The following is a 12,597-nucleotide window of genomic DNA, read 5'->3' as shown; positions in this document are numbered from 1 at the left end:
ACTTTAAAGTGATAAATATACAAAAAAGCCTCCATATTGGAGGCTTTAATTGCTTGCTTAACATTTAGTAATACTTAGTCTTCGAACTCTACTTTTTCTGCTTGAATATAAGTTTCACCATCCTCGCTTACTAAATAGCCCTCCACTTCAACGTTTTTACCCGTTGCAATATCAGACTGTTCACCATCTTCAAACTGAGTTTGCTCAGACACTTTAATTTTTTGGCCAAGTACATAAAACATGGTTGCTGAATCAACTTGCGTGATTGACCCCTCAACTTCTACGTACTTTATTGCTTGAAACTTCAGCTCTTTAGCAACCACTGTCACGCCATCTATGGTGTATCCTTCGACTTCCACTTCTAAACCATTATCTAGTTTTTCAAAATTACCATGCTTAAACTCTGTGTTTGCGGTAACTTGAACACGCTGCGCACCGAGATTGAACTGATAATCAAACGGAGAGTCCTTAACTAAGTCTTCGATAACCCCCGCAATCTCTACTTCTTCGGCATCGTCATCATCAAATTCAACTTTCTTAGCCAATAGTACGTTATCTTGGGTTAACACCCCTTCGACTTCAACAGAGACGCCATTAGCTAAGTTTTCACTGCTTCCATCTTTAAACTCAGTATTGTTATCCGTGGTAATTGAAATGCCATTCACCATAAACTCAGACGCTGAGACGAAGTTGGTGACGTCACCTTCAACTTCAAGCTCAATGCCGTCTTCAGATTCGATTTCAATTTTAAGCGCAAAAACTGAGCCGTCGGCACGCTGAATCGCTTTGACTTCAACGAAGTCGTCATTAACAAATATGCCGTTTTTAAACTCGGTGTTTTCATCAAAAAACACGGTTTTACCATTGAGGCTAAAAGTTGCATCGACAGGGTTAAAGTCCGAAACTTTACCTGTTAATTCAAAAGTTCGGTCATCAAAGTCGTCATCTTTGTCGTCAACCTCAACTTTCGTGGCGATAAGTGCACCACCTTGGATCACATAGTCAACTTCCGCGATATCACCTGCTGCCACTTGTTCAAAAAATACCGTTAGATCAACATCACTCTCAAGCTCAAGTTCGGTTGCTCCATTGATAGCAAAGACCAGTTTACCAACAGTGATTGTCTGCTCAGCTGCATTCACAGCAGTAACTTTTCCTTCAACTTCATGCTCTTGCTGATCATTAAAATCACTCGCAGAGATGCGCTCTAAGTCTCTCACGACATAAGCACCTTCAAAGCCAAAAGCTTCAATTTCAACGACATCGCCAATATTAAGCTTCTCGAGTTTTAACTCTTTGTCCTCAGCATCTGACTCATCTTCAAATTGGGTATAGTTATCTACAAAATAACTGCTTCCAAATACCGTTAGTGTTTGTGCTTCAAGATCAATTGCGTCAATGACACCGGTTAATTCGATTTCAGAGTGCTTATCAAAGCGTACTTTTTTGGCGATTAAACCTTCTTCAGTTGCAACTGCAAGCACAAATACACGCATACCGACTTGTAAGTCGTCATCGTCACCTTTCTTAAAGTCAGTCTCATCGCTCAATGTAAAAGTATGGCCGCCAATTGCAAAAGCATCGTCACTGACTTGCGTTACTATTCCTTCGAATTTAGCCACCGCTCCCGAAGGCGCTGAATTGGCGCTTTCAACTTCGACGCTATCCGCAAGTAAAACGCCTTCTACAGGTAAGTTTGATGCTTCTACTTCTACTATTGCATCATTTTCTATTGTGCCTTCAACCGCTGTTGCTTGACTGTAGTCAACAATAAGCGCGCCTAATTTAAATGTCTTGGCATCAAGGTTTAGTTCAGAAACCTTGCCTTCAACCTCAAACTCGCCATTTTGTTCTTCAACATCAATACGGGTAGCGATGTATTGACCCTGCCCTTGATGCAGCGCACTGATCTCAACAAAGTCTCCCGTATTTAACTCAGTAAATGCGATAGTGAGCTTTGTGCGCTTATCGACACCAAATTCTTGACCTAAAACGGTAATTGTTTGATTTGCATAGTCTACTGCGGTCACTACACCTTTAGCGGTTGCATCGTAGGTAATAGAATCTGCAACCGCAAAGCCACCATCTGCTCCTTGTTTACCTTGTAAATTAACCTGCATACCGACTTTAAGGTTTGCTTGTTGCTCCGGTGTCGTTTCATAGCGCACACCGTTCACATACACACTGCCAAATCCCGTTACCGTTCCCTCTGCATTGACTGATGTCCGGTAAGTGATGGTGATTGTTTCTTCTTCATTGCTGCTTAAATCAACGGTGATTGATTCTTCATTAGGTTGATACAGTGCCTGATTTACAGAACGAGAGGTAGCGGTTAGCTTATATTCACCCGTAGCAAGCGCATTGAGTGTAGTGGTAGTAGAAATATCTTCGCTATAGCTTGAAGGACCTGTTAGCGTTAGGTCTGCCTCGGAACCTGCAGGTAAGCCCTGTACAATGACTTTTATTGAACCTTTGGCTCCGGTGTTATCGCCTGGTTGTGGATCGTCATCACTTCCGCCCCCACATGCGACCAGAAGGCTACTTGATGCCAATAATGATGGTAATAACCATTTTCTATCCATTACATAATCTCCTAAATTTTTGGCTCATTTAGTACATGCAGCTGCTTTGCCACAAAAACTTAACATGCACTCTAGACGGCCAAAAATGAATACCCGCTTTATTACTGGTACTCTGGTATCCACCTAATTGGAGACTGATATTAAATTGGTTTGCTTGTTGAAATAGCTATCATACTGAGACCCGCGTATCTACAGATAAAAGTTTTTAGAATTCGTATCACCACACTTCCATGCGATTTACTTGGCAGTCATCGGCATCAAAGTACTTTTTCATCACCTCTGGAAATGGACCATTGCCGTGAGCATTCTTATTCTTCTTAAACGTATACTCCATAGCTTTATAGTAATATCGGTTGATTGGTTGAGTAATATCCATAAACCTATTCATTTGTGACCAATCGTGAGCATCGCCGCCCCCTGCAATACCAATACGATTTCCAAACCAATAGTGCTCGGGGTATTTTCTACAACTTAAGTAACCCGTTTGCATCGATGCGCTGCCTCGCATATTTTTGACTTCTGGACCAACAACATACTCTAGGTCTTCTATGGGGATATAAAATGGCTTTCTGAATAAGGTGTAGGGCGTTCTTACCAGTCCGGTATGACGGTTAAACTCAATTGCATCCACAATACGAATTGCATTCCCTAATTTGTACATTATTAAAGGGAATGCAGTCAGTAAAAACAGCCCCAACCATGAATGCCAAGCTGGCATACTGTCGTCTGTCATACTTACCCCTAACAGACAAATCCCAATGATAGGGCCTAATACCAACCCATGTAGCCTAATAGACCATAATCCCGGTGAGCGCGGTACGGAAACAACCCTACCATCGCATTGGCTAGGGTAACTTACGCCACTAAAGTCGTCTCTCGGTGCAAATGCGTCTTTACAAGGTTTTGCTTCTTTAAACTTACAGCCGTTTAATTCTTCAGCCTTGGCTAGTCGTTCCTTATAACTTAAATTATGGAGATGGTTTTTGGGTAGTTCTTCATAAAAAATACCACTACGACGATAACTTGTCTCTCTAGCCAAGTATGCATCTCTTTGTGCTTTCTTTTCTTTTTCTTCTTCAGTTGCTTCTTCTCGATAATATCGCTCTCTTTCCTTCGCTTTATTTGCCAAATAGCTATCCAGCTCTTCTTCAGTCATCTCTTCAATCTTTTTCACTTGTCATGTCCTTCTATCTTATTGGCGGCCTTTCAGGAAATCTGAACTTTTGATTTAATCTAGATAGTTCTTTGATGTATCTAACCCCTTTAGTGATCAAATAACCATCATCTTTTTTGGTCACCACCGTTGGTAAAGAGTACAACTCAGCTGCACTTTCGATCACTTTTTTACCTTTACCATTGGGGTAGCTTTCTACTTCTATGATTAACTCAATAGAGCTACCAACTTCTAGATTTAACAGTTCACAGAGTTTTCCTTCAGTGAACTCAAAGTAATAACCGGTTCGATTAGGATATAGCTTCCAACCACTGCTAAGCTTGGCCAACTGATGATGATTTATCTCCTGTACTTTGTCATCACCATCTTTTAACCAATAAAAGCGAGCCGAAAACCCTTCTAATTCATTGGTTAGTGGCGCGCTTACCTGCACTTTAAACACACTTAAAAATCTTTGAATATTTACCGTAGGTGAGTACAACATGCTGTAAAAATCGGTTAACGCATTTTCCATTTTATGTTGTCATGTTGACGACCGGAGCGCAGACTAAATCAATCTAGGTTTGTATGAGGCTAAATACGCTTACGACTGAATGTTGCTACCGAGCCTATAGAAGCATCAGAAGTTAAAAGCTATCCACAACTCCTATTCCGGATAGCAAAGTACTAGCTGTAACATTATCATAGTAAACATACCTCTTGGCTTAGGTGGCCGTTTGGGATCAGGGGTCCATACTTCCCAAGGTTTTGTAATTTCTGGTTGAACTTTGCCCTCAGACCAGTCAAATTTTATAGCTTCCTGAAATATTTTCTCTTCAATTTCTCTTTGCTGTTCAAGGCTGAATTGTGTCCAAAAGCCTTTTGGTCGACCATTGCTTTTATCAAACGATTTCGTGAGCGGATCCAACTCTCGATACAGCTCGTATTCCGGTGTATCAGGTAGAGGTTTATCTTGCTGCATATGCCTTACAATCGCCTCCCATTCCAAAAAACACCGTACAGGCTTCGACGTATCACCAGAGGCATTTATTGTTAGTTTCGCATTCGGGTAACGCTCTAAGTCTTTATGTCTGATTTCAATAAACCCTTTCATAATACCTAAAGTTGCAAATTCATTTTTAGTGTGACATTCAATGTCTTTCCAATCGAATGTTGGATTACCAAATCGATCAAATTCACTAGCGTTTTCTATCTTCCACGTAAAGCTGACTTTTTGATCTTTGCGGTCAAAATAAGCTCCTTTAAACTTGACACGATCATATGTTAAGCCTAAAAAATTAACCGCTATAAAGGAGTATATTGGAATTATCAATAGAATCGGCCAGTAGAAACTTCCGTCAGTAAAAATAACAACAAGAAAGTTCAAAAGTAGCAAGACCCAAATAGCAAAAGAAATACCACATGGCAAATAAAATAAAAAGAACGTTGTACTACTAGGCTTTTCCGCATAATAATAGCGCTCACTTGTATTTAAATACAAATCCAACTTTGGAGTGTAAAACTTTCTATAAATTGCCAAACCATGCCTATTTTTACTTAACCCACCTTTAAAGCTATTTTCACGAAAAAATTGATTAAAAAAGCTATTTTTCTGTAGCATGCTCATAAACCTCATACTCTTTATATTTTATGGGGATAGTAACTTTATTTACCCTTACAAAGGGCTTAAGTTCTACATCCAAAATTTCGCCATCAAGAGAAAAATTAAAAATACCGCCTATTTTATTCCTTTCTTTACTATAAATTGGTTTGTGATCTTTTAACCCATAAACCCAAGTCCCTTCATATACTTTAAGATTTCTTATATTTCTATATTTGTAATCAACCTGTAAACCGAGTTCACTCTCTAGCTCATCGATGATTGGGGAAGATATTTCAACCTGATAGTGCAAGCCATTATTGATTACATTGGCCACCCTAGGTGAGTACAGTACTGATAAAATATATTCGTGGAATTTCTCAGAGTTTTTAAAATGCTCATATGTGATATTGCTCTTCATACCTAATGGCCCAAATTCAGCCCACCTTTTCAACTTTGAATCTTTTAAGGCCTCTGCGATTAATGCGGTAAGTATTGCAGCAATAAAAAGAACCCACCCCAAATGTCCTAGACTACCAAAAAAAAACACTTGAATTGAAGATAGAAATGTGAATCCAGCAGAGACTAATGTAGCAATCCCCGCATCCAAATCATGTTTGGCAATTAATTCTAACCCATCGAACAACAAAACTACTGACGCAGCAATCCCTATTATGCTCGACATTCCTCTAAATATCGAAATTGAAGAAATTGACTGCCCGACACGACCTATGTATTTTTCTTTGGTGAGTAGCCTCTCTTCCTCTGGAATTTTCAAAGTTGAATTTAAAAGCCCTAATATTGCCGTTATGCTGCCACCTAAGAGTGCTAAATTCTTCGACACTTCATAAAGATCTCCTTTACCTTCAAAATTCTTTTCGTAGTCTGAGTACTGAATGATTGTTCCCCAAACAGTTAGAATTGCTATTAACCCAGGTACACCTTTTTTCGCAACTTTCTTAAACCTTGACAGTTCTTTGTTTGTAAGGCCTTCTCGGTGGTATCCTTGACCTAACTCATCAAACAGCTCTTTGTGCTCATATTCGAGATCAAATAGCTCCTTAGGGAGTGATAAAACATACTTTGTTGAGCTGTTTACATCCCCTTTAAGCTTTTTAAATTCGATGGTTTTTATGGCTAAACTTTCTATACTTTCTTTAGTCTTAGTTAAAATAACTCCGTTCACTTTACCCTTTTCATCAAATACTTCTAATCCAAGCGCTTTTGCAACGGTGATAAATTGATTATTATTCTTTGAGCCAACTTTATCTTTTATAACAGCATCAATAATCTTTTTAAAAGCTTGGTGTTGCTTTCTGGTAGTTAGCCTCCCTAATGTCGTTATATCACTAAACTCTTTGGTAAGAGAAAAGTGGGTATCCGGTACGTCACCAGCTGGGAACAGCTTAAGTTTATCTACAAATTCAGGTACGCGACTTTTTATCGTCGAGGCCATAAATCGTTGCAGCTTTTCACTAGGTGTCTGCTTGTCAATAAATTCCTTATGGAGTGCTAAATGAAGATTGGTAAACTCTTCAACCCCTTTAAGAGAGATATCGGAAGCTCCCTTTGTCAGATTAAACATTGATACAGGAGCAAGTGCTTCATCTCGATTAAACTTTTTGGGATCAAAATCCCCAAGCTCAACTCCTATTAGCGTTTCATCGTATTGTGCAGATGCAGATGTATCACCATAAGCAAGCTCGTTGCCACAAAATTGTTTTTGGAACCATTCATTTTCATCAGACACATGTTTGAAGACTAGCTTAATCGCTTTTTTATATTGTTCATCAAGTTTGCTTGTTAACTTGCTTACTCGCGCCTTATCTAACACGGCCTTGAAGTTTACTTGCAATCCCTCTTTTCTCAGTGCCATTAGATTAAAGTGTTGACAGAACATATGAAAACTATAATGGTCTTGAATGTTGTCCAAAGTTGAAAAGTCACGCGAGATAAATTGGAGTTTTGATGGCTCAGATATTCCTCTTGGTGGTGTATAATTCTCTGTATAAATCTTGATTAATTTTTCTTTATTTTCATAAAAAATCTCAACTAGATCTAATATCTCAGCACTGTTACTGCCAACAAGGTACTTTTCAACTTTACTTTCAGAGAGATGTGCAGCTGCACTTCGTAACTCACGACTAAATGAATCTTTTTGCTTATAATCGATTTCAGGTTTATACCGACTTTGAGCAACGTTCCGCATAGAAAAATCTTTTTCATGTAGCTCATCATTTAAAAATACACTTTGAGCAATGATAGCAGACTTATAATAACCGTTTTCTTCCAAAGTCAAGCGTTGAATTGTAAGCTGCGCGAGGGCTGTTTCACTTAATAGGAAGCATTTCTGCGCTATCCCCAAAACGTCATGCAAATAGATACAGGGTTCACCGTCTTCGTTGGCTTTTAAGTTTTCAATACTGTCCCAGTTGGGGGCTGATGAAAAGTCGATGGTTTGCATCCGCTCGCTACGATAGGTCGAGGCTTTACCTTCGTCTGGGCATTTTGACGTCATCGGCTTTTTATCAAAGCGGCTGTCATCAGGTTTCATATCACCCAGCGCGCTGATGTAATCCCATGACCATTGCACGCGTGAAAAGGCTACTTGATAAGTCATAGTTTCAACTGAAGTTGAGTCTGAGAATAGACCTTTTGCGCGAATTGGCAGTGTGAGTCTTGGCATGTGCGTGCCGTTGTTGGGCCTGAAGCTTTGACCGTGATACTCACGAAGGTCAACTTCACTGAGCATACCACCTGAAATGGCGGCTATTTCTCGCCACAAATAACCATTAACAAAAAAGTAATAGTAACCAACAGGTTCATCTTCTTGAAATTCTTTTTGATCTTTAAACATAGGCACGTATTCAGGAGCCTTTGCTTTGTTAATATCAAGCGACGCTTCTGAGAACACACGTAGTTCAACCGTCTCCACAAACGGGATTTGATCATCCGGCTTTGGTGATGATGCTCGTTGAACTTCAGCAAAACCAAGTGGCACAGTACAATCTTTGCCATTTAATCCTTGAAGTTGCAATTCCAGCGTACAAGGTGCTTGCTCGTCATTGAGTTCAGTATTAAAAATATGTGTGCCCATACTTTATTACCCTCCCTGCTCTAGTTTTTTTTGTTGTTTATTTGCGCCTTGCTTTATCACGAAATTTCCCTGCGAGATAAGACTACGGCTGCTTTGGTTATTTAGACCAAATGCACTTTGGATTGGATCTTGTTCAGTACCCGTTGCATCTCTTTTTGCCACTGACAGTGAGCTAGGGGTCGCACCGCCAGGTTGATTCAAGGGAGAAGGTGGCGTGTTTTTACTGTTAGAGATCATAAGATCTCCTTGGCGTACGGCGGGTTTTCCTTCGATATACACATCAAAAGAGCCAAGAATGAATTCGGCTTTGCCTTTGATTGTGCCGCTGGCAATGCCTTTCTTTTTACCGGGTTGATCACCTGTACTTTTTGAAAAGTTACTTTTGATGTTGGCTGCTGGGTTGCCATTGATTTTTACTGAGCTGGCTGTACTTGCCGCGTCTTTAGATTTGGCGAGATTGCTATAAGGAATTGGCACGACAACTTTACCAATTTTAGTCCAGCAAACATCTATGGTATTTAGCATGCCACCACTGTCTTTATGTACTGCGGTGCGACCATTAATTAATACGTTTTGGCCGCTTACGATGCCGACTTGCTGGGCTTCGCTATCTACGTCTTTTTCGATTTGTTCCTCGCTGCCAGCTTGCCATCCTATTTTGCATTCAACTAAGTCTAAAAACGCTCTGGCGTCATCAATTGGCTTATGCATATCCATGCCAGTTTCTGGTTCTTGATGAGGTAAAATCGGCTCGTTTTTTTCATCGTTCCAGTTGGGCGGTGGGACAATATAGTCACTGGCAAACTCAGTTATCATTTCACCCAATACCATATCGCCATATTTAGCGCGCGCAATCTCATCTATAAATGCGTTTTCACCGCTGGCTTTGTCAGGAAATACGGCTATCCCATTTACACAGCCAATAGCGCCATTATTTTTCGCTGCGATAGTAAGCTTTAACAATGCAGGATTGTTATGTCGCCACGACACACTCCCGCCTACTCTCAGCGTTGCAGACATAGCATCTTGATCGTACTGAATCGAATCTGGCTCTTTTCCCTTTACTGCTGCGATAAAGCTCATAACACACTCCTTGTTACTGAGATTAATTGTGGTTTTTCTTGCTCTGTGATCAGCCACACTCTGTCAATATGGCGATTTAACGGGTTATGTAAATAACTGCTGGCAACCGCAAGTCCCATTGCATTATGGCCAGCGCCAATATACCCAATGGTATTTGCCGTGTTGTTGAGTTCAATTAATGCGTCATGCTCTTGGTACAAGGCACGGCTGGCATTGAGCCATTCTCTTTGCCACTGCTCACTGAGTAAGCGGGTCGAAATATAAGGCTCGTTTATCTCTGCGTGCAGCTCTTTTAATAGCTCACCTAAGTCGCCCTGATATGCTTTAATTTGGCATCCATCTTTACTCGCGTTTGTACCAAGCAGTACGCAACCGCCTTCACTTAATACAACACCTTCAGGACCGCCAACAACTTGTAGTTTGCCTACCCAGTTTGGTTTTGACGCTTCATCATAACCAACGCAACTATCTACAAATACATAGAGACTATTTGGCGAGAGCGAATCAATATCAAGCACTTGATACAACTGAATATCGTCAACGTTCAGATCAAGATGGTCACAAAGCGCCCTAACATCGGACAGTTCTATATATGGCTCTTCTGCTTTTGTGTTGGCAGTAACTAGATTAATGGTGCCATCCCACGCGTTGGCACTGCCATCAAACCGTTGCTTAGTCTGGCTTAATAAAGATTCTAAAATGGCTAAACAGCGGTCTTTACGTCGTGTGACCGAGATTTCTTCAATTTGTGCGCGCAAGTATGGGGCATCGAGGCTTATATCATATCTAACAATGGCTTTGCTTGGCGTGCAAAAGCGCATGTTGTTTGCGACCGCGGTATATAAAGCACTGGGGTGGTTACCGGCGGGGGTTTCTAGCGCGATTAATTCAAACTGCATGTGCCACTCCTTGCGTTTGTGTCACTTCGACTAAGAACACGCTGTTACTGCCAGTTTGGCTCTTTTTTACCTTTCCTCGCCAAATTAATGAAAACTGCTGTGTTTGCGAGTCAATTACCAGCGTATCACACTGCATATCAATAGGCGCGGCGTCAGGGCCATTAACCAAACGACAGCGAGGCACGATTCTGGGCAACGTTAGCTTTAGACTTTGTCCATAAGGTAAATCTGGCGTTAAGCCCATCATTTCAATCCACCAGCCATCACTAAACGGGTTTGGAGTTTGTTGGTCTTGCGGCGCGACTTGATAATGCGCAGCGGGGACTACTTCTTTAAATGGAAACTTACCCGCGAGGGCTTGGGCTTCGTCAACCTCTGGGAGTTTGTCACCCCTTGGCGACCAAAATGGTGGGATCGCTGCAAAGCTTGCAACCGCAGTGTCGTGACTCGGTTTTTTTAATACCTGATTAGCATACTCCACTTGTGGCAATGGCTGGCCTTTCGCTTCTTTATTCTTGAGCTTATAACCACGACCAAGAGGGTTTTGGGTCGAAACTTGTTCTTCATCCGACAGACTCGTGCCGCCATAGGCAAGTTGATAATTTAATACACAGGCGGATAATACTTGTGGATCGCTCGCCACGGGTCCAAATAGAGACCGCTTCCACACTCGCTCACCAGTAACTCGCAGTAATTTATCAACAAAGACCCGGTCGTCACAGCCGAGTTTGAGTCCAACTTCAATCACTCGCGCTTGTTTGTCGGTTGGTGGAAAGCAGGTCAATTCACCATATACTTCAAAACCGGTTTTATAAGGCTGAACTTCGTTAACGGCGGTTAAGCTGGCTTCAAGCCCTTCACCGTCAAAGTCATCAGCAAGTACAACAGGCGCTCCAGTTGGATCGGGATACACATTACCCTTTACGTCGTATTCAAAGTTCTGCTTCACAGCGATGACTACGATGGGATCTTTTTCCTCATCCCAAGCCTCAACCGTGCTACTTTGCCACTCGGATTCATTCACTAGCATGGTTCAACTCCTGTTTCACTGATTGCCACTGAAGATAAGCCATCGGCATGTAAAAAAGCGCAGCGCCAAGTGCGTGCGAGGAAATTTTGGAAAGCTTGCGCTGAATAGCAAGGCCAGCCAATCCCTGTTGTAACCAAGCTTTTGGCTCAGAGACTTTACGCCCCGCGAGTTGATGTTGGGTATTTGCTGTTATTAAGGCTTGGCGCTCGTATTCTGCTTGCTTAAAACTGGGTAATTTTTGCGATTTTTGAGATTTAACGCCAGTTTGTGCATCGCTTATTGCGAATTCTTCAGGCAAGTCGAGATCGGTGATTTGTTTCCACGCCTCGTAAGCTGGACGAGCGGTACTGGGGACTTCGAGTAACTTAACTAGATTTTGTAACGAGCGGATATGAGAAAAGTACGGAAATACTTCTGCAATGTAGCTTGGATTATGCTGACAATAAAGTAAGCATGGTTCATCCCATTTTGGCTCATCGAGTAAACCTGCCAGCTGCAATAATTTTGCTTTTAGCGTGGCATCATCGGTCATCGCAAACCGCTTCACTAAGTGCTCTGAAAGTTGCTCTGTATTACACAGCCACATATTCACCAATGCCGTGTAGGCAATTTCAGGGTTGCTATGATCAAGTGCGGCCATGAGTTGGTGACGCGACAAGTTAGCCGTACTAAATGCTAAATAGATAAGGCTCGTAGGCCAATTTTCATCTGTTGATAAAATTCGCTGCCTGAGTGCATCACCTAAATCAATGCGCCATGCTGACAAGTTATGAATGAGCAGCTCAGCAAGCGCAGGCTCGCGATTAATCGCCGTGATGATTTCACTAGCTTGATCTTCAAGTGCTCTTGTCCCAAAAAGATGATTAATGAGTAATAACAGCTGAGGTGAGTCAATCTCTTGAGTTAACTTAAATACATCATCAATCGACCCGTGCGCGATACAATCTAGTTGTGAGCGATTTATCCAGTGTTCTTCGTCCGTCGCAGCTAAGGTATACACATGATTTAATAGTTGTTTTTCAAGGGCATGTAAACGCCCAGTCTCAACTACTTGGCGCGCATTAAACTTTTGATAATGACGCCAAAGCGACTTGAGTTGTTGACGGTGAACGGCCAATTTGGTTGCAGCTAAAAACATAGTCACACCGTATCA

At 41.5% G+C, this 12,597-nt stretch carries 9 protein-coding genes; all 9 read right to left on the bottom strand.

The genetic code is table 11. The features are described from left to right. Nucleotides 1-74: 74 nt before the first annotated feature. The 9 genes from CTT31_RS08725 to CTT31_RS08685 all read right to left on the bottom strand — a co-directional run bounded on the left by CTT31_RS08725 (nt 75) and on the right by CTT31_RS08685 (nt 12,582). Nucleotides 75-2,582 (bottom strand): DUF5666 domain-containing protein, encoded by a 2,508-nt coding sequence (locus CTT31_RS08725; RefSeq protein WP_260492369.1) that lies wholly within the window; start codon nt 2,580-2,582, stop codon nt 75-77. Between the two features lie 217 nt (nt 2,583-2,799). Continuing rightward, nucleotides 2,800-3,756, bottom strand: a complete 957-nt coding sequence (locus CTT31_RS08720; protein ID WP_260492368.1) for a hypothetical protein — start codon at nt 3,754-3,756, stop codon at nt 2,800-2,802. A 13-nt stretch (nt 3,757-3,769) separates the two neighbouring features. After that, nucleotides 3,770-4,270: a hypothetical protein gene (locus CTT31_RS08715; protein WP_260492367.1), complete on the bottom strand. Its 501-nt coding sequence runs from the start codon at nt 4,268-4,270 to the stop codon at nt 3,770-3,772. A gap of 132 nt (nt 4,271-4,402) precedes the next feature. Next, nucleotides 4,403-5,356, bottom strand: coding sequence for a hypothetical protein (locus tag CTT31_RS08710; RefSeq protein WP_249122492.1), 954 nt, complete (start codon nt 5,354-5,356; stop codon nt 4,403-4,405). Then, nucleotides 5,340-8,432 (bottom strand): hypothetical protein, encoded by a 3,093-nt coding sequence (locus tag CTT31_RS08705; RefSeq protein WP_260492366.1) that lies wholly within the window; start codon nt 8,430-8,432, stop codon nt 5,340-5,342. The genes CTT31_RS08710 and CTT31_RS08705 overlap by 17 nt, the downstream gene beginning before the upstream one ends. A 6-nt stretch (nt 8,433-8,438) precedes the next feature. Next, a complete protein-coding gene (locus CTT31_RS08700) occupies nt 8,439-9,515 on the bottom strand; it encodes a DUF4150 domain-containing protein (RefSeq protein ID WP_260492365.1) in 1,077 nt (358 codons plus the stop codon). Next, on the bottom strand, nt 9,512-10,414 hold the full coding sequence (locus tag CTT31_RS08695) for a hypothetical protein (protein WP_211859824.1): 903 nt from the start codon (nt 10,412-10,414) through the stop codon (nt 9,512-9,514). The genes CTT31_RS08700 and CTT31_RS08695 overlap by 4 nt, the downstream gene beginning before the upstream one ends. Then, nucleotides 10,404-11,444, bottom strand: a complete 1,041-nt coding sequence (locus CTT31_RS08690) for a DUF2169 family type VI secretion system accessory protein (RefSeq protein ID WP_249122491.1) — start codon at nt 11,442-11,444, stop codon at nt 10,404-10,406. Before CTT31_RS08690 ends, CTT31_RS08695 begins: the two co-directional genes overlap by 11 nt. Further along, nucleotides 11,431-12,582 (bottom strand): hypothetical protein, encoded by a 1,152-nt coding sequence (locus tag CTT31_RS08685; protein ID WP_260492364.1) that lies wholly within the window; start codon nt 12,580-12,582, stop codon nt 11,431-11,433. The genes CTT31_RS08690 and CTT31_RS08685 overlap by 14 nt, the downstream gene beginning before the upstream one ends. Between the last annotated feature and the right edge of the window lie 15 nt (nt 12,583-12,597).

The sequence above is a fragment of the Pseudoalteromonas maricaloris genome (assembly GCF_024746855.1).
Taxonomy (GTDB): Bacteria; Pseudomonadota; Gammaproteobacteria; order Enterobacterales; family Alteromonadaceae; genus Pseudoalteromonas; species Pseudoalteromonas maricaloris.
This window is presented reverse-complemented; position numbering and strand designations above follow the sequence as displayed.